The sequence below is a fragment of the Allorhizobium sp. DMC15 genome (assembly GCF_056314065.1).
The window spans coordinates 302839-322349 of record NZ_JBQUZB010000001.1 but is presented as its reverse complement, the minus strand read 5'-3'; the positions used below and the strand labels follow the sequence as shown (position 1 = coordinate 322349).

Sequence of the window (19511 nt, the reverse complement as noted above, 5' to 3'; positions counted from 1 at the left end):
AACCCGGGAATCAGCCGGGATTGGTGGCGCTATAGCGCCTTTCGGGCGCGATTGACAGGCACTCTACCGGTCAAGGCTTGCCAAGTTGTTTCTTGAGATCATAGAGCGCCTCGAGCGCCTGGCGAGGCGTCAGATCGTCAAGATCGAGTGAGCGCAGCGCCTCTTCGACCTTCGACGGGCCGGATTTCTGGATCTCCTCCCGCCGAACGGCGACCTGGAACAGCGGCAGATCGTCGATCAGCTGGGCGGCCGGGTTCTTGCGGTCGCTGTCTTCCAGGCGGGTCAGAACATCACGGGCGCGCGCGACGACGGCGGCCGGCAGGCCTGCGAGACGAGCGACCTGGATGCCATAGGAGCGGTCGGCCGCGCCCGGGCCGACCTCATGCAGGAAGATGACGTCGCCGTCCCATTCCTTGACGCGCATGGTGACGTTCGACATGCGGGCAAGCTTTTCGGACAGCGCGGTGAGCTCGTGGAAATGGGTGGCAAACAGCGAGCGGCAGCGGTTTGCCTCATGCAGATGCTCAACGGCAGCCCAGGCGATGGAGAGGCCGTCGAAGGTCGCCGTGCCACGGCCGATTTCATCCAAGATGACCAGCGAACGATCCGTCGCCTGATTGAGGATGGTGGCCGTTTCGACCATCTCGACCATGAAGGTGGAGCGGCCGCGCGCCAGATCATCGGAGGCGCCAACGCGGGAGAAGAGGCGATCGACGATGCCGATATGAGCGGCACCGGCGGGCACGAAGGAGCCCATCTGGGCGAGGATGGCGATTAGTGCGTTCTGGCGCAGGAAGGTCGACTTACCGCCCATGTTGGGGCCGGTGAGCAGCCAGATGGCGCCGGGGCCTTTGGTATCCTGAGGCGAGAGATCGCAATCATTGGCGATGAAGGGGCTCGCAGCCTGGCGGCGCAGCGCCTGCTCGACCACCGGATGGCGGCCAGCGATGATCTTGAACATCCTGCTGTCGTCAACCAGAGGGCGGCAATAGCCCTGCTCTTCGGAGAGGGCAGCAAGACCGGCGGCGACATCGATCACGGCAAGCGCCCTCGCGGCGGCCTTGATCGGCTCGGCAGCGGCAATCACCTGAGACACCATCTGGTCAAAGGCCGCCAGTTCGAGCGAGAGCGCCTGCCCGGCGGCATTGGCGATGCGGCTTTCGAGATCGGCGAGTTCGGTCGTTGTGAAGCGCATGGCATTGGCCATGGTCTGGCGATGGATGAAGCGGGACTTCGCCTCATCCGTGTCGGTCATCGGACCGGCATTGCCGGCGGTCACCTCGATGAAATAGCCGAGCACATTGTTGTGCTTGATCTTCAGCGACTTGATGCCGGTTTCCTCGGCATATTGCAGCTGCAGCCCCGCGATGACCCGGCGGGACTGGTCGCGCAGTGCGCGCAGTTCGTCGAGCTCCGGAATTGCACCATCGCGCAGGAAACCGCCGTCACGCTTCAGGAGCGGAAGGTCGTCGGCCAGCATCGATGCAAGGCCGGAGCCAAGATCGGCGGGAAGGGCTGCGAGATCGGCGAAAGCCTCCGTGAGTTCCTTCGGCAGGCTCGACGGATCGAGCAGGCGTCCGACTTCGGCTGAGGCGGCAAGGCCGGCAACGATGGAACCGAGATCACGCGGACCACCGCGATCGAGCGCCAGGCGGGACAGCGCGCGCGGCATGTCGGGCACACGTTTCAGGGCATCACGCAGGCGGTCAACGAGCAGGCCGTCGGCCAGCAGGAAGGCTATGGAATCCTGGCGCTCTGCAATCGTTTCGGGATCCGTCAATGGCGACATCAGCCGCTCCGCCAGCAGACGTGCGCCACCACCTGTCACGGTGCGGTCGATCGCCTTCAGGAGCGAGCCGTTGCGTTCGCCCGACAGCGTCTTCACCAGCTCCAGATTGGCGCGGGTTGCCGGATCGATGAAGAGGGTCGAGGCCGCGTTCTGGCGCTCGGGCAGGCCGAGCGGCGGGCGCTCGGAGATCTGAGTCTTTTCGACATAGGCGACAGCGGCGGCGGCAGCGGCGATTTCGGCGCGGGAGAAGGCGCCGAAGCCGTCCAGCGTGGTCACGCCGAAGTAGCGGGCAATGCGGCCCTCGGCGCTGGCGCTATCGAAGAGCACGGCAGGCTGCGGCACGACGACACGGCCGAGCACGTCGAAGGCGGGCTTCAGCTCTTCATCGTGGAAGAGCGTGTCGGGCACGATCAGCTCACGCGGTTCGATGCGCAGGATATCGGCGAGCAGGCGCGTCTCCGTCGTCTCTGCAAGACGGAAGATGCCGGTGGAGATATCGATCCAGGCGAGCGCGAGCTGCGGGGCAGAGCCGCCACGAATGCGGGCCAGCGCCATCAGATAGTTGGATTCGAAGGGCGAGAGGAGCTTTTCCTCGGTCAGCGTGCCCGGCGTGACGAGCCGCACGACGTCGCGCTTCACGACCGATTTCGAGCCGCGCTTCTTTGCCTCGGCCGGGTCCTCGACCTGTTCGCAGACAGCGACGCGGAAGCCGAGCGTGATCAGCTTCTGCAGGTAATCATCGGCCGCATGCACCGGCACGCCGCACATCGGGATGTCCTGGCCGAGATGCTGACCCCGGCGCGTCAGTGTGATGCCGAGCGCCCGCGACGCATCGACGGCATCCTCGAAGAAGAGCTCGTAGAAATCGCCCATGCGATAGAAGAGCAGGCTGCCCGGATTGGCGGCCTTGATCTCGATATACTGCTCCATCATCGGGGTCGCCGTGGCGCGGCTCTCCTCCGAGGTCAGTTCGGCGACATTCAGGACATCACTCGGGGTGGCTTGATATAGCGTCACGGGCTCAATGTTTTCTTGAAAAGGAAGTCGCCTGACACTAACGACTTAAGACGAGGAAACACAACCAGCATGGGTCGGCGTTCGCCCGCTGCCCACAACAAGGTGAGGGGAAGCATGGCAAGCGAGAAGACGACCGGCCGGACGAAAGTCTCGGTCACGGAACAGGAAGCGCTGGACTTCCACTCCCAGGGGCGCCCCGGCAAGCTCGAGATCACCCCAACCAAGGCCATGGCCACGCAGCGCGACCTGTCGCTCGCCTATTCCCCCGGCGTTGCCGTTCCCGTGAAAGCGATCGCCGCCGATCCGGCGACGGCCTACGACTATACCACGCGTGGCAACATGGTCGCCGTCATCTCGAACGGCACCGCGATCCTGGGCCTCGGCAATCTCGGGGCGCTCGCCTCCAAGCCGGTCATGGAAGGCAAGTCGGTTCTCTTCAAGCGGTTTGCCGATGTCGATTCGATCGACATCGAAGTCGACACGGAGAATGTCGACGAGTTCATCAACTGCGTGCGTTACCTCGGCCCCTCTTTCGGCGGGATCAATCTCGAAGACATCAAGGCGCCAGACTGCTTCATCATCGAGAGCCGGTTGCGCGAGCTGATGGACATCCCTGTCTTCCATGACGACCAGCACGGGACCGCGATCATCGCGGCGGCCGGCCTGATCAATGCGCTGGAATTGACCGGACGAGCCTTCAAGACGACCAAGTTGGTTTGCAATGGTGCGGGGGCTGCGGCCATCGCCTGTATCGAGCTGATCAAGGCCATGGGCTTCAATGGCGAAAACATCATTCTCTGCGACACCAAGGGCGTGATCTACCAGGGCCGCACCGAGGGCATGAACCAGTGGAAGTCGGCCCACGCGGTGAAAACCGACCGCCGGACGCTGAAGGAAGCCATGGTGGGCGCCGATGTGGTGTTCGGGCTTTCGCAGAAGGGCGCTTTCTCCGCTGACATGATCGCCTCGATGGCTGATAATCCGATCATCTTTGCCATGGCCAATCCGGACCCGGAAATCACGCCGGAAGAGGTCGCCGAAATCCGCTCGGATGCGATCATGGCAACCGGACGGTCCGACTATCCGAACCAGGTCAACAACGTTCTCGGTTTCCCCTACATCTTCCGGGGCGCGCTCGATGTGCGCGCCAGCCAAATCAACGATGCGATGAAGATTGCCGCTGTCAGGGCGCTTGCCGATCTGGCGCGCGAGGACGTGCCCGACGATGTGGCGGCGGCCTATCAGGGCGAGCGTCCGCGTTTCGGGCCGCAATACATCATTCCGGTACCCTTCGATCCGCGTCTCATCTCGGCGATCCCGGTTGCTGTGGCGAAGGCTGCCATGGAAAGCGGCGTCGCGCGCAAGGCGATCGAGGATCTCGGCGCTTATGCGCATGAGCTCTCGGCCCGCCGCGACCCGATCGCAGCTGCCACGCAGCGCATCTATGAGCATGTGCGCAGTCACCCCAAGCGCGTCGTCTTTGCCGAGGGCGAGGAAGAACAGGTGATGCGCGCGGCCATCTCCTTCGTCAACCAGGGTCTCGGCACTGCCATTTTGCTCGGCCGCGACGAGCCGCTGAAGGCGACCGCCGAGAGGGCCGGGATCGATCTCGATCGTCCGGGCATCGAAGTGGTCAATGCGCGTGTCTCGACGCGGGTCGAGGCCTATACCGAGTATCTCTATGCCCGCCTGCAGCGGAAGGGCTATCTGCACCGCGATGCGCAGCGGCTGATCAATACGGACCGCAACCATTTCGCCGCCTGCATGGTGGCACTCGGCGATGCCGATGCGATGGTGACGGGCACGACGCGCAATTATTCCACCGCACTCGAAGATGTGCGCCGCTGCATTGACACGGCGCCGGGGCATCGCGTCATCGGCGTGTCGCTGGCGCTCGCCCGCGGGCGCACGATCGTGGTGGCGGATACCGCCGTGCATGACATGCCGACGGCAGACGAACTGGCCGACATCGCCGAAGAGGCGGCTGGCGTTGCCCATCGCCTCGGGCTTGAGCCGCGCGTGGCGCTGCTCGCCTATTCTACCTTCGGGCATCCGACCGGGGAACGGTCAGAGCGGGTACGCGAGGCGGTGAAGGTGCTCGACCGGCGCGGGGTGTCCTTCGAATATGACGGGGAGATGGGGGCGGATATCGCACTCAACAGCCACCGGATGGAGCAGTATCCGTTCTGCCGTCTGTCGGGCACGGCGAACGTTCTGGTCATGCCGGCGATCCACTCGGCGGCGATCTCGACCAAGATGCTGCAGGAACTGGGCGGGCTGACCGTAATGGGGCCGCTGTTGATCGGCCTCGAAAAGTCGGTGCAGATCGCGCAGATGGGCGCCAAGGACAGCGACATCGTCAATATGGCGGCGATTGCTGCCTACAACGCGGCGGGTTAAGCGAAGATCGGGGCGGCTTTTGCGAGCCGCTCCATGTCGTCCTCGATCTCGCGCTTCAGCCAGCGCTTGAATTTTTCCACCTTGTCTGACCGTTTCGCGTTCTCGGCGATGACGAAGTAGTGGCCGAAGCCGGTCTTGACCGCCGGGCCGAAGGGGGCGACCAGTTGGCCGTGTTGCAACTGGTGCGATGCAAGCGTCTGCCAGGCGAGCATTACCCCCTGCCCCGCAATGGCGGCATCGAGGCACAAGGATGCTTCGCTGAAGGCATGGCGCGCCTTGATCTCGGCGCCGGACAGGCCGACCGCCGAAAGCCAGACATCCCAGGTGAACATGGCCCGGCTGTCGATGATTTTAGGCAGATCTAGGAGGTCGGTGGGCTGGCGCAGCGATGCGGCCATGGCCGGGGTACAGACGGGGGCGACGCGTTGCTCCAGGATCAGCTCAGCCCTGAAGCCCGGCCAGTGACCACGCCCAACCCGGATCCGGAGGTCGACATCGGTCTGGCTGGCGTCCGTGAGCCGGTCATTGGCGTCGATGCGCAGGCCTATGTGGGGATAGAGCCCGGAGAAGGCGGCGATGCGGTGGACCAGCCAGCGGGCGGCGAAGACCGGGGCAACGGAAATCGTCAGCACACTGTCATCGCTCTTCTGCGCCAGAGCCACGGCGCCCGACAACTGACGGAACCCGTCCTGTAGGCGGGCGAGGACACCCCCTGCCGTCTCCACCGGGACCATGCCGCGGCTGGTGCGCTCGAACAGCGTCCGACCCAATTGCTGCTCGGTCTTGATGACCTGCTGGCTGATGGCTCCGACCGTCACGCCCAGTTCGTCCGCGGCCGCCTGGAGCGAGCCGAGACGGGCCACCACTTCGACGGCCCGGAGGCCGTTCAAATGTACCTGGTTCAGGTTTTTCATATAGGAAAGCTATAGTCGATCGGGACAAAACTCAATTGAATTGAGCCTTGCGAAGGTGGAGAAGCGAACATGATCGAACAGATCGCGCCTGACACTTGGCGCAGGGAGAGACTGCCATGTTCAAGCTTTTCTGGAGGCGCACACACGGCGCGCAAGACTACAAGGAGCGGGACTGGCGGCACGATCCGTTGGGGCACCCTGTGTTACTGCCCATGAGTGCACGGGAGCTGGCGGACTTGCCGATGGTGCCGGAAGTGCCAATGAGGGTTGCAAAAGCGAAAGAGGGCGCACGCTCCGGCCAAGACGCCCGCCAAGAGCTTTCATGCCGGAGCGCTGCTTCGCGATGATTGGTCAGGCCGGAGAATTGTGAGGTCTGGCTTCACCGCCCCTCATCCGACCCTTCGGGCCACCTTCTCCCTGCAAGCGGGGAGAAGGAATCAGCTGGCGCTGGCGAAGCGGCCGGCGTCGGCGCCGTAGTAGTTGACGTAGCGGCCGGAGATGCTGGAGATCGGCAGGATGATCAGCACATCCGTCGTGTTGAACGCCTGGTCGACGACGGCACCATTGCCGACCATGGCACCCAAGCGGAGATAACCCTTGATCAGCGGCGGCATGGCAAAGAGGGCGCGGCGGGCATTGACGGCTTCCGACGGCATCAGGTCCATCTCGCGGTAGAGATGCGGCAGGGCATCCACGGCCCATTCGCCCTTGGCGACGGCATTCTGATGCAGGAAGGACAGCGCAAGCGCGTGTTCCTCCGGCTGCGTGCCGGGGAAGGAGCCGCAGCCGAACATGGCGTCGATGCGGTGCTGCAGAGCATAGGCCCAGCAGCCCTGCCAGAGCAGCTCGACGGTGCGCTTTGTGCGATATTGCGGCAGCACGCAGGAGCGGCCGAGCTCCATGAAGCGCTTGCCCGGGTGACGAGAAACGAGTGCATCGACGCCGAATTCCGAACCCGAGTAGAAACCGCCATGGCTCACCGCCACATCGTGACGCAGGAGGCGGTAGGTGCCGACGATCTGGTCTTCCGTGTCGCCTTCGATGGCGCGGTCGAGAACCAGCAGATGATCGCAAAGGCCGTCCCAGCTGTCGACATCACGGCCGCGGCGGGCGCATTCGGGATCGACCTGTGCCTTCATCTCCTCGACGAAGACGCGGTAACGCACCGCCTGGGCGGCGTCGATCTCGCGTTCGGTGCGGGCAAGACGGGTCTCAAGGCTGCCGATGCGGCCCAGGAGATCATGGGAAGGAGCAAGCCTAAGCGGCAGTGCTGCCGGGCTTTCCACAAGAAGGTCTCGTTCGATCAGTTCCACGCCCATCGGATCTATCCAGCGTTGAAGTCACGGGCCTTAAAACACGACACTGCTACAGGAAAGTGACAAAACTTCGGAGGCTCATGCCGCGCGTCAGGTCTGCGGCGGCTTCGGCTTGCGGTGCTGAATGATCTCGTCGATGACGATGCAGATCGCACCAATGGTGATGAAGCTGTCGGCCAGGTTGAAGACAGCGAAGGACCAGGTGTCGGTGTAGAACAGGACATAATCGACCACGTAACCGTAGGTGAAGCGGTCGATGAGATTGCCGAGAGCGCCTGCGATGATCATGGCGAAGCCGAGATGCGCCCAATGCTGGTGTTGACCCGTCTTGCGCCAGAGCCAGAGGACGAAGACGACGATGACGAGACGCAGCGCCACGATGAACCATGCGTCGAGATGAGAGAGCATGGAGAAGGCGACGCCGAGATTGTGGGTGCGGTAGAGCGCCCAGAACGGCATGACGGGGATCAGCTCGTGCATCGGGAGATAGACTTCGACCGCATATTTGATCGCCTGATCAAGCAGGAGGGCGGCGATGATGAAGAGGATGACCGGCAGCGGCCGATTGAAGGCTGCGAGCATCGGTCACTTGCCTCCGTCGAGCGTGAGCAGGTGGCGACGGACCTCGAAGAGCATGACGCCGGTGGCGACCGCGAGATTGAGGCTGTCGGCCATGCCGACCTGGGGGATGCGGGCGAGCTTGTCGGCGGCCTGGGCGAGTTCATCCGGCAGGCCGGACTGTTCGTTGCCCATCATCAGGATGACCGGCTTGGAGCGGTAGTCGATGGTGCGGTAATCGACGGCGCCGGCCAGATGGGTGGCGACCAGACGGGCATCGACCGTCTTCTTCCACTTGAGGAAATCGACGGGTGTCGTCTTTACCAGCGGCAGGGCGAACATCGAGCCCATGGTGGCGCGCACGGTTTCCATCGAGAAGGGATCTGTGCAATCTCCGACCAGAATGACACCCGAGGCGCCGGTGGCATCGGCCGTGCGGATGATCGTGCCGAGATTGCCGGGATCGCGGACGCGGTCGAGCGCAATCCAGGTTTCCGAGCCCTTCGGCTGGATGTCCTTCAGCGCCGTCCAGCGCTGCTCGAAGACGGCGGCGACCATTTGCGGGTTTTCCCGCCGGGTAATCGAGGACATGACCTTTTCGCTGACTTCCAGCACAAGGCCACCTGCGGCAACGGTGCGGGCGGCGACCTTCTCGACCAGCGGCTTGCCCTTGCCGGCTTTGGCATAAACCAGGGTGCGGATGGTCCAGCCGCGATCGAGCGCATCGATGACGAGCTTCAGGCCTTCGGCGAGGAAGGTGCGGCTTTCGTCGCGCGCCTTCTTCAGCGACAGGGCCTTGATGTCCTTGATGATGGGATTGGCGAGGCTGGTGACTTCCTTGACCTGACCGACGCGGCGCGGCCCCTCGTTTCGATAATCGTCGGTCATTTCGGTACCCAGCGGCTGAAGAGAGAGGTGGAGAGCGCGCGGCCCGGTGTCTTGCCGTCGAGGCCGGCCTCGCGGATGACGAGTTCTCCCGATTCGACCAGGCCGCCCTTGCCGCGCATGGTTTCGCGCATCAGTTCGTGGATCGAATAGAAGCTGGCACGGATCGAATAGGCTGTGAGCACGAGGCCGACGGCTTTGGGCGCCAGGAGTTCACGGCAGATGTCGAGCATCAGCGGCAGGTGGTCGAAGAGCTGCCAGACCTCACCATTCGGGCCACGACCGAATTTCGGCGGATCGGTCAGAATGATGTCGTAACGGTTGCCGCGACGCTCCTCGCGTAGGATGAACTTCATTGCGTCTTCGCAGATCCAGCGGATCGGCGCCTTGTCGAGGCGGCTCAGCGACTGGTTTTCGCGGGCCCAGCCGATCGCCTTTTTGGAGGCATCGACATGGGTGACTTCGGCACCGGCAGCGGCGGCGACCAGGGAGGCGACGCCGGTATAGCCGAAGAGGTTCAGGACCTTTAGCGGCCGATCGGCGGCTTCGACCTTCTCTTTCATCCAGCTCCAATGGGCGATCTGCTCGGGGAAGACGCCGACATGACGGAAGGCGGTGAAACGACCGTGGAAATCGATGCCGAGCAAAGAGAGCGGCCAGGTTTCGCCGAGCGCCTCACGAGGAAAACGCCAGCGGCCCATGCCGTCCTCGTCGGTATCGCCGGTGAAGACCGCGTCTGCCTTGTCCCAGACATGCGTCGGCAAGGCTTTCGGCCAGAGCGCCTGGGCTTCGGGGCGGACGATGCGATAGGGGCCGTATTGCTCGAGCTTCAGACCGTCGCCACTGTCGATCAGGTGAAAATCACCGGCGCCCGTGGATTCGAGGATCAGCGGCACGCGTTCCGACGGACGCTCGCCGGTGCGCACGGTCAGGGGACGCGCCGGTTCCGATGCGGCTTCGACAGGGCTTGCGACCTTGCCGTCTTCCGAAGGGCTTCGACGCTGTGGCCGCGAATTGCCGCGGTCGGGCTTGCCGGCGGCCTGACCGGACGACGGCTTCTTCGGCTTGCCGGCAAAATCCGCAGACTTTGGCGGACGGGGGCGCGCGGCGTCGCCATTGGCTTTCGGCTTCGCTCCCGGGAATGGCTTGGCGCCGGGGCGACGTTCCCTGTTCTTCACGTCAATGATCCGTGGCTCGGTGCTAATCTCGGCCAGCCCTTAGCATTCAGGACAGGTTGCGGAAAGAAAATTTGCCGCGAGGCTACTTCGAAGCCAGCTGGGGGACGGACGAAGGCAGGGTCGCGCCGGCGATCTGTTCGGCGCGGGTCTTCTGACGATCGGCCTCGGCCTGCCACTGCTGGGCGGCGCGCGACTGCGTGCGGGCCTTCTTGCGATGCTTGCCCTGGGAAAACCAGGTGACGACAGCGCCGAGCAGCACGCCGAGCATGACCGCGAGGATGAGCACGACGAAGAGCGGCGCTGAAAGCGACAGCGCCTGATCGGCCGGGTTGAAGGGGTTGAGCGCGAGGCTGACGGGGTGGCGGTTGGCGACGGCCAGGACAATCAGCAGGATCGCCAGCGGCAGCAGGACCACGAGGCTCACGATTTTCCGCACCATCTGCAAACTCCCTGCTGTTCCGCCTCCGATACGAGGCGGCATGCCGACAGGCCCAAGGTAAGGCCAGGCGCTGAATTTTCAATGCGACAGGATGTTATTCGTCGTCCTCGTCGCCCATGCCTGGGTTCAGGCGTTCACGCAGTTCCTTGCCGGTCTTGAAGAACGGCACCCACTTTTCCTCGACGAAGACGGTTTCGCCGGTGCGTGGATTGCGACCAGAGCGCGAGGGGCGGTTCTTGACGGAAAAGGCACCAAAGCCGCGCAGCTCAACGCGGTTGCCAGCGGCGAGCGCATCGGTGATCTCATCCAGGACTGCGTTGACGATATTTTCGACATCGCGGTGATAGAGATGCGGATTACGGGCCGCGACAATCTGCACCAATTCCGACTTGATCACGCCGACCCCCTGAATTTTCTGTTGTGACTTGAGCGGCGCCAACGTTGCCAAAGCGAAAAAGCACAGTCAAGGAACAACTTAACCATAAAGTGCGCGCCTTGCGAAGCCAATGACCGATGTCACATTCTTTTGGACGGGTCCTGGTCTCACTTTCTCCGCATGGTGCACGCAAGATCCGGTCCAGTTCGATCTGCTCTTGTAGCCGCCGGCCGACAATCCATATGGGCCATATTGGCAATCGCAGAGAGACATGCGAAACGACGAAACGCCGTGGGCTGACCTTGTCCAAAGATCACCCGCCATCAGATTGGATTCCGACGAATGCTGCAAACGCCCTCCGAAATCAGGCAGACGAAGGGAGCCGCCTCAGATGCGGCAGCCTATCGTCGCGCGGTGGGACATTCGACCCGGGTTCGCCGCCTGCGTGTTCTTCTGCCGCTCGGCGCGCTCGTCGTCTCCCTGATTTTTATCGGCGTCTCGGCCGTGCGCAGCCTGATGCCGGAAGAGCTGCATATCGAATCGGCGAAAATCGAGAACGGCAAGATCGTCATGGAGAAGCCGGCGATCGCTGGTCGCAACTCCGACGGGGTGAACTATTCCATGCGGGCGGATCGTGCCCTGCAGGACATCAAGAATCCGAACCTGATCACGCTCGAAACCATCACGGCAGCCGTGCCCGTGAATGACAAGGTCGTTGCACGGATCGTCGCCGAGGGCGGGCTGTTCGATCGCGGCGCCAACTATCTCAATCTTGACAAGCCTTTCACGCTTAACCTGTCGAGCGGCATAGACGCCCAATTCAACTCCGCGAGGCTCGATATTGCCGGTGGCACGATGGAGACAAAAGACCCGGTGGCCATCCAAACCAAGGGCGCCTCGATTGTTGCGAAGTCCCTCAATATGAAGGATAAGGGTCGAACAATGATATTCTCAGGCGACGTGAGGCTGAACATCGAGCCTTCGGCCCTGCGCAACAACCGTTCAGTGGAAACGATCCAGCCATGAAACAACGCCGCCTTTCCTCGCTCATGATCGCTGGTTTCGCCGTCGCGACAGCCTGTGCCGCCTTTGTCGGTCCAGCGGCTCAAGCCCAGACGAAAACGAGCCAGATGGCTGGGATGAAGCTGTCGAACGACCAGCCGATCCAGATCGAAAGCGATGCTCTGGAGATCCGCGAGCAGGAAAAGAAGGCGTTCTTCACCGGCAATGTGAAGGTTGTGCAGGGAACCACCACACTGCAGGCCGGTGCGATGACGGTACTCTATCGCGGTGAGGGAACGACAGTCACGCAGGGCAATGCCGATATCGAGAAGATCGATGTGACGGACAAGGTCTTCCTGCAGTCCGAGACGCAGCAGGCGACCGCCGACAAGGGCTATTTCGACATGACGCAGCAGGTCTTCGTGCTCGAAGGCGACAAGGTCGTGCTGTCGGAGGGCCAGAACGTCTTCGTCGGCTGCAAGCTGACGGTCCAGATGGAAACAGGCCAGGCCAAGCTCGACAGTTGCGGTCGCCGCGTCCAGATCCAGCTCGACCCCAAATCGCAGAAGAAGTGACGGATCGGCTCGTGCAAATTCCCTTTTTCTCTAAAAGCAAGCAGGCCGGCGCGGCGACTGCCTCACCCGGCTTGCCCGGCGACAAGGCGCGCTACGAAGGCACGCTGATCGCACACGGGTTGACCAAGACCTATAATTCCCGCCGCGTGGTGAATGGCGCGTCGCTGGTGGTGCGCCGGGGCGAAGCCGTTGGCCTGCTTGGCCCGAACGGCGCCGGCAAAACCACCTGCTTCTACATGATCACCGGTCTCGTGCCCGTAGATGCCGGGACCATCTCCATCAACGGCAACGACGTTACCTCGATGCCGATGTATCGCCGCTCGCGACTCGGTGTCGGCTATCTGCCGCAGGAAGCGTCGATCTTTCGTGGCCTGAGCGTCGAAGACAATATCCGCGCCGTGCTGGAAGTGCATATTTCGGACAAGAAGCAGCGCGAGGCAAAGCTCGATGAACTGCTGCATGAGTTCCACATCGAGAAGCTGCGCAAATCGCCTTCCGTCGCGCTTTCCGGCGGCGAGCGGCGGCGCCTGGAGATTGCCCGCGCTCTGGCAACCGACCCGACCTTCATGCTGCTGGACGAGCCCTTTGCCGGCGTCGACCCGATCTCGGTCTCCGACATCCAGAACCTCGTGCGCCACTTGACGGCACGTGGAATCGGCGTGTTGATTACCGACCACAATGTGCGTGAGACGCTCGGGCTCATCGATCGGGCGTATATCATTCACGCCGGCGAAGTTCTCACCCATGGCCGGGCCAATGATGTCGTGAACAATGCGGATGTCCGCCGCCTGTATCTCGGCGACAAGTTCAGCCTCTGACGGGACAATAAAATCCAGGCACCGCGCTCCTGTGACTTGACCAAACCAAAATAAAAAGCAATTTTTGGGCCAAGTGGAATTCACCCGTGAAAATCTGTGTTTTTTCGCGGGCGAATGCAGGGGAGTCGAGCGTCCGCCATGGCCTTATCCGCGAATCTGTTCCTGAAACAGAGCCAATCGCTGGTGATGACACCGCAGTTGATGCAATCCATCCAACTGCTGCAGATGACTCACTTCGAACTCATGCAATTCATTGCGCAGGAAGTGGAACGCAATCCACTGCTCGAATTGAATGCAGATGACGGCGATTTGGGCGGGGAGCCCAGTGAACCTGCCGACGTCCATGGCAGTGCCGTCAACACCGGGCAGTCCACCGATGAGACGATAGCCGGCCCCTCGCTCGACAGCGACTGGTATGAGGGAAGCGGCAGCGACAGTCTCAACGATCGCCTGGATACGAATTTCGACACTGCCTTTGCAGACGAGGGCTCGAGTATACGCCCCGATGCACCGGAACTGCTCGGGCAGTGGAAATCCATGCCGGGTCACTCCGGCGAAACCGGCGAAGGCTTTGATCTCGACGATTTCGTGGCTGGACAGACCAGCCTTCGCGACCATCTCAACCAGCAGATTCCCTTCGCCCTGCCCGCAGTCGGCGACCAGTTGATCGCGGCGGTGATGGTCGATCACCTGGACGAATGCGGCTACCTGCGCCTCGATCTCGACGAGCTCGCCGAACGGCTCGGGCGGACGCGCGATCAGATCGAAACCGTGCTCCAGACCTTGCAGACCCTTGAGCCTGCGGGCGTCTTTGCCCGCTCGCTCAGCGAATGCCTGGCAATCCAGTTGCGCCAGCGTGACCGGTATGACCCGGCCATGGCGATGCTGATCGACAATCTGGAGCTTTTGGCGAAACGCGACTTTGCCACGCTGAAACGCCTCTGTGCGGTCGACGAGGAAGATCTGCTGGACATGCTGGGCGAAATTCGCAAACTCAACCCCAAACCCGGCGGCAGCTTCGAGCACACGGTCTCGGAATCGGTCACGCCCGATGTTGTCGTGCGGGCGGACGGACATGGCGGCTGGCAGGTGGAACTCAATCCCGACGCCCTGCCGCGCGTTCTGATCAATCACAGCTACATGATCGCCGTTGGTCGGCAAGGCGGGGCAAAGGACGACCCCGACCAGACCTTCATGTCGGAATGCCTGCAGAACGCCAATTGGCTCACCCGCAGCCTCGATCAGAGGGCCCGGACGATCAGCAAGGTGGCGGCCGAGATCGTGCGTCAGCAATCGGCGTTTCTCGATCACGGCGTCGACCACCTGCGGCCGTTGAACCTGAAGACGGTGGCCGATGCGATCAAGATGCATGAATCGACCGTCAGCCGAGTGACGACCAACAAATACATGCTGACGCCGCGCGGATTGTTCGAACTGAAGTACTTCTTCACCGTCTCGATCGCCTCCGCCGAGGGCGGCGACAGCCATTCGGCCGAGGCAGTTCGTCACAGGATCAGGGCGTTGATCGAGAAAGAAAGCGCCGATGCGGTTCTCTCGGACGACGACATCGTCGACACGCTGAAGGCGGGGGGCGTCGAGCTCGCCCGCCGCACGGTCGCCAAATATCGGGAGTCGATGAACATTCCCTCGTCGGTCCAGAGACGCCGGGAAAAGCGGGCTCTGGCGAAGATTTCCGCGCACTAAAGGCGTCCCGGAAACGCGAAAATTAACCGGTCATTGACTTTTGAAAGGATGGCGGCTAGAAGCGCGCCGCAATCGACAGCGCACACTGTTGGCCCCGGAGACAATTGGCCGGATTACGCCCGACAAACGAAGGTACAGACCGCCCGCCCCTCTCGAAAAGCTTGGACGCGGGCGTCGCTTGGCGTAAAATGGGCACGTAACCAATCATAAGAAGGGAAACTCCATGAGTGTGCGTGTATCCGGCAAGCAGATGGAAATCGGCGAAGCGTTCCGGCAGCGGATCGAAGACCGAATCCAGGATGCGGTTACCAAATACTTCGACGGAGGGTATTCCGGGCAAGTGGTCGTTGCGAAGTCGCAGTCGCGATTTTCGGCCGATTGCCTGGTGCATCTCGATACCGGCGCGAACCTGCATGCCGCAGGCGAGGCCAATGATCCGCAAGTGGCCTTCGACACAGCCTTCGAGCGCGTCGAGAAGCGCCTGCGCCGCTACAAGCGCAAGCTGAAGGATCATCACGCCGGCGAAGCGTCGAACCCGCCGATCGAGGTGGCCTACACGGTCATGGACTCCGTCGATGAGGATCATGAGGAACTGCCGGAAGACTATGCACCGACGATCGTAGCCGAAAGCACGAAGAAGCTTCGGACGATGACCGTCGCTTCGGCCGTCATGGCCCTCGACATGACCGACGAACCCGTTCTTCTGTTCAGAAGCCCGGGAAAAGAACAATTGAATATCGTTTATCGTCGTAATGACGGTAATATCGGGTGGATCGATTCCGCCAACATCAAAGGCTGATGAGACTGGCGCGGGCGAATGCCATAGGCATTCGCCCGCCACCGGCTCAGACGCATGAAGGAAATTGATATGGCCTTGGCAGATTTGCTGCATCAGGATGCTGTCGTACCGACACTCAGGGTGAATTCGAAGAAGCAGCTGCTTCAGGAACTTGCGGCCAAGGCTTCCAAGCTCACAAATATCCCCGAGCGCGAGATCTTCGACGTCATCCTGCAGCGCGAACGGCTGGGCTCCACGGGCGTCGGCAATGGCATCGCCATTCCGCATGGCAAGCTGAACAAGGTCACGCAGATCACCGGCGTCTTCGCGCGCCTGGAAACCCCTGTCGACTTCGAAGCCCTGGACGACCAGCCGGTCGACCTCGTCTTCCTGCTGCTGGCCCCCGAAGGCGCTGGCGCCGATCATCTGAAGGCGCTGTCACGCATTGCGCGCGTACTGCGCGACCAGGATCTCGTTTCCAAGCTGCGCGCGACCGACTCCGCCTCGGCGATCTATACCTTCCTCAACGAAGAGCAGGCTTCCAACGCGGCATAAGCTGCGGGAGGCCGACGGCGGACATAAAAAAAGCGCCCTTCGAGGCGCTTTTTTCGTATCAGATGAGAGCGTCGCTCAGGCCTTGGCGGCATCCTCTGCTGCGGCTTCGGCCTTCGGGCCACCCTTGGCGACACCGACCATAGCGGGACGCAGAACGCGTTCGCCGATCGCGTAACCGGCCTGGACGACCTGAACGACGGTGTTGTTGGCGACATCGGGATTGGGAACTTCGAACATGGCCTGGTGGAAGTTCGGGTCGAACTTCTGACCGACCGGCTCGATCTTGCGGATCCCATGGCGCTCCATGGTGGCCAACATGCCGCGCTCGGTCATCTCGACGCCTTCGATCAGGGCGGTGACGGCGGCATCTGCACCCGCGCGGGCGTCTTCCGGCAGGCTCTCGATGGCGCGGCGCAGGTTGTCGGAGACCGACAGCATGTCGCGGGCAAAACCCGTCACGGCATAGGACTTCGCGTCCTTGATCTCGCGTTCGGTCCGGCGGCGCAGGTTGTCCATGTCGGCCGCCAGACGCAGGAAGCGGTCGCGCAGGTCGGCATTTTCCGCCTTCAGCGCATCAAGGGCTTCGGTCGCGGCGCCTTCGGCTTCGGTCGTCGCTTCGGCGTTTGTCTGGTCTTCCTGAGCTTCGGTAGCGTAAGCCTCAGCGGCGTCCGCGTCAGGTCCGTTCTTGTTGGTTTCTTCGGTCATGACGTTCTCCGAATGTCTGCAATTTGAACACGAGGTTCGATTTCGTGCCCGATATCAGGGTTTGGGGTGAAAAAATCAAGGGTCGCTGGCCAATTCGGCCTAACGCCCGGAGCGCGACAGGCGCGCCATGAGTTGGGCGGTGTAATCGACCATCGGCACGATGCGGGAATAATTGAGCCGCGTGGGCCCGATCACACCGACGGCGCCGACGATGCGGTCTTCACCATCGCGATAGGGTGCCACGATCAGCGAAGAGCCGGAAAGCGAGAAGAGCTTGTTTTCCGAACCGATGAAGATGCGGACACCCGGGCCGCTTTCGGCGAGGTCGAGGATCTCGACAAGACTTTCCTTGCGTTCCAGGTCGTCGAAGAGCAGGCGAAGGCGTTCGATGTCTTCGAGGTCGACCAGACCTTCCAGCAGATTGGCGCGACCGCGCACGATGAGACGCGTCGGGTTCTTGTCGGCCCCCTCGCCCGACCAGACTGCCAGGCCGCGCTTGACGAGGTCCTGGGACAGAGTATCGAGTTCGGAGGCGACCTCCGCCTTCATGCTGTCGATCTGACTGCGCAATTCGCGCAAGGTCTGGCCCGCCAAGTTTGCATTGAGGAAGTTGGCGGCTTCGGTGAGTTGGGACGCCGTGATGCCCGAGGGCAGGTCGATGATGCGGTTTTCCACCTGGTTGTGTTCGCCGACGAGCACGGCGAGCGCCTTGGTCGGCTCCAGCCTTATGAATTCCACATGCTTGAGGACGGGATCATTCTTTGCTGAGATGACCAGACCGGCGCCACGCGACAAGCCAGACAGCATGCGGCTCGCCTCGGTCAGCATGGTTTCCACCGGCTGGTCGGGGCTCGACGGGCGGATCTGGCGCTCGATCGAGTCGCGCTCGGTTTCCGAGAGATCCCCCACCTGCATAAAGGCGTCGACGAAGAAGCGCAGGCCAGCTTGCGTTGGAAGGCGGCCCGCGCTGACATGGGGGGCGTAGATCAGGCCCAGATGCTCGAGATCGCTCATCACGTTGCGCACCGAAGCGGGCGACAGAGACATCGGCAGAAGGCGGGAGAGATTGCGCGAGCCGAGCGGATCGCCGGAGTCGAGATAGGTCTCGACGATCCGTCGAAAGACCTCCCTGGAGCGGTCGTCCAGCGATGCGGCAACATCTGCGATGGTCGTCTTGGGTGCGGCCATTGTCAGCGCAGGCATGATCTCATTGTTTCCATGGGCAGAATATAGTCATTCGCATGACGATGACAAAGGGCAAATTCGCCCGAAGTCCCGAGTTGCCGGGCGTTCATTCGGTTTTTTCTTTGCAAAGGACAGCCACCCTCCTTAGAAGGCAGTGACAACCCAGGAGATTTCAATGCGGCCATCCGGCAGAAAAACAGATCAAATGCGCAAAGTCTCGTTCGAGCGCAATTTCTCCAAGCATGCCGAGGGGTCCTGCCTGGTGAAGTTCGGCGATACGCATGTGCTGTGCACCGCGAGCCTGGAAGACAAGACGCCGCCATGGCTGCGCAATTCCGGCAAGGGCTGGGTGACGGCGGAATATGGCATGCTGCCGCGCGCCACGGGTGAGCGCATGCGTCGCGAAGCCTCTTCCGGCAAGCAGAGCGGCCGCACGCAGGAAATCCAGCGGCTGATCGGCCGCTCGCTGCGGGCCGTCGTCGATCTGGAAGCGCTGGGTGAACGCCAGATCTCGATCGACTGCGACGTTATCCAGGCGGATGGCGGCACGCGCACAGCGTCGATCACCGGCGCCTGGATTGCGCTGCACGACTGCCTGAAATGGATGGAAGCGCGCAACATGGTGAAGGTGGAGAAGGTCCTCAAGGACCATATCGCCGCCATTTCCTGCGGGATCTTCGCCGACCAGCCGGTGATCGACCTCGATTATCTGGAAGACTCGGCCGCAGAGACCGATGCGAATTTCGTCATGACCGGCTCCGGCGGCATCGTCGAGATCCAGGGGACTGCCGAAGGCAAGCCGTTCAGCCAGGACGAATTCCTGACGCTGCTGGGTCTGGCCCGCAACGGCATCGACGAACTGGTTGCCCTGCAGAAGCAGGCGATCGGCTGAGGACTGCCGCATGATCGAAGGGGTTCTCGAAACGGCACTCTACGTGGACGATCTGGACAAGGCGGAAACCTTCTATGGGGAGGTGCTGGGGCTCCAGACGATCCGGAGAAACGGCAATCGACACATCTTCTACCGCTGCGGATCGGGCATCCTGCTGATCTTCAACGGCGTGGAAACGCTGAAACCCCTGCCGCCCGGCTCGCTGGGCGTGCCGAGACACGGCACGACGGGGCCAGGCCATGCCTGTTTCCGGGTCACCGGGAACGATCTCGACGCCATGGCGGACAAGCTGAAGAAAGCCGGTGTCGCCCTGGAATCGACCGTCACCTGGCCGAACGGCGCGCGATCCATCTATTTCCGCGATCCTGCGGGAAACAGCCTGGAATGCGCCGAGCCACGGCTGTGGGATCTGGAATAGGACATTC

The 19511-nt window shown here is 62.2% G+C and carries 19 protein-coding genes; 9 read left to right on the top strand and 10 right to left on the bottom strand.

The window, feature by feature from the left end:
- Positions 1 to 70 precede the first annotated feature (70 nt).
- Positions 71 to 2722 (bottom strand): DNA mismatch repair protein MutS, encoded by a 2652-nt coding sequence (mutS, locus tag ACT53S_RS01610; RefSeq protein ID WP_476066615.1) that lies wholly within the window; start codon positions 2720 to 2722, stop codon positions 71 to 73.
- Positions 2723 to 2920: 198 nt separating this feature from the next.
- On the opposite strand from mutS, the gene ACT53S_RS01605 reads away from it, so the two are divergent.
- On the top strand, positions 2921 to 5206 hold the full coding sequence (locus tag ACT53S_RS01605) for an NADP-dependent malic enzyme (RefSeq protein ID WP_476065695.1): 2286 nt from the start codon (positions 2921 to 2923) through the stop codon (positions 5204 to 5206).
- On the opposite strand, the gene ACT53S_RS01600 is transcribed toward ACT53S_RS01605, so the two are convergent.
- From ACT53S_RS01600 to ACT53S_RS01570, 7 genes are all read right to left on the bottom strand, one after another.
- Positions 5203 to 6120 (bottom strand): LysR substrate-binding domain-containing protein, encoded by a 918-nt coding sequence (locus ACT53S_RS01600; RefSeq protein ID WP_476065694.1) that lies wholly within the window; start codon positions 6118 to 6120, stop codon positions 5203 to 5205. The genes ACT53S_RS01605 and ACT53S_RS01600 overlap by 4 nt on opposite strands.
- Positions 6121 to 6557: 437 nt before the next feature.
- Entirely contained in the window at positions 6558 to 7439 is an 882-nt protein-coding gene (gene olsB, locus ACT53S_RS01595) for a l-ornithine N(alpha)-acyltransferase (protein WP_476065693.1), read from the bottom strand.
- A gap of 87 nt (positions 7440 to 7526) precedes the next feature.
- Positions 7527 to 8018: a signal peptidase II gene (gene lspA, locus ACT53S_RS01590; RefSeq protein WP_142073816.1), complete on the bottom strand. Its 492-nt coding sequence runs from the start codon at positions 8016 to 8018 to the stop codon at positions 7527 to 7529.
- 3 nt (positions 8019 to 8021) lie between these two features.
- Positions 8022 to 8882, bottom strand: a complete 861-nt coding sequence (locus tag ACT53S_RS01585) for a TrmH family RNA methyltransferase (protein WP_476065692.1) — start codon at positions 8880 to 8882, stop codon at positions 8022 to 8024.
- Positions 8879 to 10057, bottom strand: a complete 1179-nt coding sequence (locus tag ACT53S_RS01580; RefSeq protein WP_476065691.1) for a class I SAM-dependent methyltransferase — start codon at positions 10055 to 10057, stop codon at positions 8879 to 8881. Before ACT53S_RS01580 ends, ACT53S_RS01585 begins: the two co-directional genes overlap by 4 nt.
- An 82-nt stretch (positions 10058 to 10139) precedes the next feature.
- A complete protein-coding gene (locus tag ACT53S_RS01575; RefSeq protein ID WP_476065690.1) occupies positions 10140 to 10496 on the bottom strand; it encodes a LapA family protein in 357 nt (118 codons plus the stop codon).
- 94 nt (positions 10497 to 10590) lie between these two features.
- Entirely contained in the window at positions 10591 to 10893 is a 303-nt protein-coding gene (locus ACT53S_RS01570; protein ID WP_054149157.1) for an integration host factor subunit beta, read from the bottom strand.
- Between the two features lie 321 nt (positions 10894 to 11214).
- On the opposite strand from ACT53S_RS01570, the gene lptC reads away from it, so the two are divergent.
- From lptC to ptsN, 6 genes are all read left to right on the top strand, one after another.
- A complete protein-coding gene (gene lptC / locus ACT53S_RS01565) occupies positions 11215 to 11898 on the top strand; it encodes an LPS export ABC transporter periplasmic protein LptC (protein WP_476065689.1) in 684 nt (227 codons plus the stop codon).
- A complete protein-coding gene (locus ACT53S_RS01560) occupies positions 11895 to 12449 on the top strand; it encodes an LptA/OstA family protein (protein WP_113378929.1) in 555 nt (184 codons plus the stop codon). The genes lptC and ACT53S_RS01560 overlap by 4 nt, the downstream gene beginning before the upstream one ends.
- 11 nt (positions 12450 to 12460) lie before the next feature.
- Positions 12461 to 13267 (top strand): LPS export ABC transporter ATP-binding protein, encoded by an 807-nt coding sequence (gene lptB, locus ACT53S_RS01555; RefSeq protein ID WP_476065688.1) that lies wholly within the window; start codon positions 12461 to 12463, stop codon positions 13265 to 13267.
- Positions 13268 to 13405: 138 nt separating this feature from the next.
- Entirely contained in the window at positions 13406 to 14971 is a 1566-nt protein-coding gene (gene rpoN, locus ACT53S_RS01550; protein ID WP_476065687.1) for an RNA polymerase factor sigma-54, read from the top strand.
- Positions 14972 to 15194: 223 nt separating this feature from the next.
- Positions 15195 to 15770, top strand: coding sequence for a ribosome hibernation-promoting factor, HPF/YfiA family (gene hpf, locus ACT53S_RS01545; RefSeq protein ID WP_113378927.1), 576 nt, complete (start codon positions 15195 to 15197; stop codon positions 15768 to 15770).
- Positions 15771 to 15839: 69 nt separating this feature from the next.
- Positions 15840 to 16304, top strand: a complete 465-nt coding sequence (gene ptsN, locus ACT53S_RS01540; RefSeq protein ID WP_113375663.1) for a PTS IIA-like nitrogen regulatory protein PtsN — start codon at positions 15840 to 15842, stop codon at positions 16302 to 16304.
- Between the two features lie 75 nt (positions 16305 to 16379).
- Here the strand turns inward: ptsN and grpE are convergent, their stop codons facing one another.
- Together grpE and hrcA are read right to left on the bottom strand one after the other, a co-directional pair.
- Complete coding sequence (gene grpE / locus ACT53S_RS01535) at positions 16380 to 17009, bottom strand: nucleotide exchange factor GrpE (protein ID WP_113375664.1); 630 nt, start codon at positions 17007 to 17009, stop codon at positions 16380 to 16382.
- Between the two features lie 99 nt (positions 17010 to 17108).
- Entirely contained in the window at positions 17109 to 18197 is a 1089-nt protein-coding gene (gene hrcA, locus ACT53S_RS01530; protein WP_113375746.1) for a heat-inducible transcriptional repressor HrcA, read from the bottom strand.
- Positions 18198 to 18369: 172 nt separating this feature from the next.
- On the opposite strand from hrcA, the gene rph reads away from it, so the two are divergent.
- Positions 18370 to 19086 (top strand): ribonuclease PH, encoded by a 717-nt coding sequence (rph, locus tag ACT53S_RS01525; RefSeq protein ID WP_113375665.1) that lies wholly within the window; start codon positions 18370 to 18372, stop codon positions 19084 to 19086.
- Between the two features lie 10 nt (positions 19087 to 19096).
- Positions 19097 to 19504: a VOC family protein gene (locus ACT53S_RS01520; protein WP_476065686.1), complete on the top strand. Its 408-nt coding sequence runs from the start codon at positions 19097 to 19099 to the stop codon at positions 19502 to 19504.
- Positions 19505 to 19511: the final 7 nt, after the last annotated feature.

Bases quoted from the DNA above. Each gene is read 5' to 3' on its own strand.
- mutS (WP_476066615.1), bottom strand. From the start codon at position 2,722: ATGATGGAGCAGTATATCGAGATCAAGGCCGCCAATCCGGGCAGCCTG.
- ACT53S_RS01605 (WP_476065695.1), top strand. From the start codon at position 2,921: ATGGCAAGCGAGAAGACGACCGGCCGGACGAAAGTCTCGGTCACGGAA.
- ACT53S_RS01600 (WP_476065694.1), bottom strand. From the start codon at position 6,120: ATGAAAAACCTGAACCAGGTACATTTGAACGGCCTCCGGGCCGTCGAA.
- olsB (WP_476065693.1), bottom strand. From the start codon at position 7,439: ATGGGCGTGGAACTGATCGAACGAGACCTTCTTGTGGAAAGCCCGGCA.
- lspA (WP_142073816.1), bottom strand. From the start codon at position 8,018: ATGCTCGCAGCCTTCAATCGGCCGCTGCCGGTCATCCTCTTCATCATC.
- ACT53S_RS01585 (WP_476065692.1), bottom strand. From the start codon at position 8,882: ATGACCGACGATTATCGAAACGAGGGGCCGCGCCGCGTCGGTCAGGTC.
- ACT53S_RS01575 (WP_476065690.1), bottom strand. From the start codon at position 10,496: ATGGTGCGGAAAATCGTGAGCCTCGTGGTCCTGCTGCCGCTGGCGATC.
- lptC (WP_476065689.1), top strand. From the start codon at position 11,215: ATGCTGCAAACGCCCTCCGAAATCAGGCAGACGAAGGGAGCCGCCTCA.
- ACT53S_RS01560 (WP_113378929.1), top strand. From the start codon at position 11,895: ATGAAACAACGCCGCCTTTCCTCGCTCATGATCGCTGGTTTCGCCGTC.
- rpoN (WP_476065687.1), top strand. From the start codon at position 13,406: ATGGCCTTATCCGCGAATCTGTTCCTGAAACAGAGCCAATCGCTGGTG.
- hpf (WP_113378927.1), top strand. From the start codon at position 15,195: ATGAGTGTGCGTGTATCCGGCAAGCAGATGGAAATCGGCGAAGCGTTC.
- ptsN (WP_113375663.1), top strand. From the start codon at position 15,840: ATGGCCTTGGCAGATTTGCTGCATCAGGATGCTGTCGTACCGACACTC.
- grpE (WP_113375664.1), bottom strand. From the start codon at position 17,009: ATGACCGAAGAAACCAACAAGAACGGACCTGACGCGGACGCCGCTGAG.
- hrcA (WP_113375746.1), bottom strand. From the start codon at position 18,197: ATGGCCGCACCCAAGACGACCATCGCAGATGTTGCCGCATCGCTGGAC.
- rph (WP_113375665.1), top strand. From the start codon at position 18,370: ATGCGGCCATCCGGCAGAAAAACAGATCAAATGCGCAAAGTCTCGTTC.
- ACT53S_RS01520 (WP_476065686.1), top strand. From the start codon at position 19,097: ATGATCGAAGGGGTTCTCGAAACGGCACTCTACGTGGACGATCTGGAC.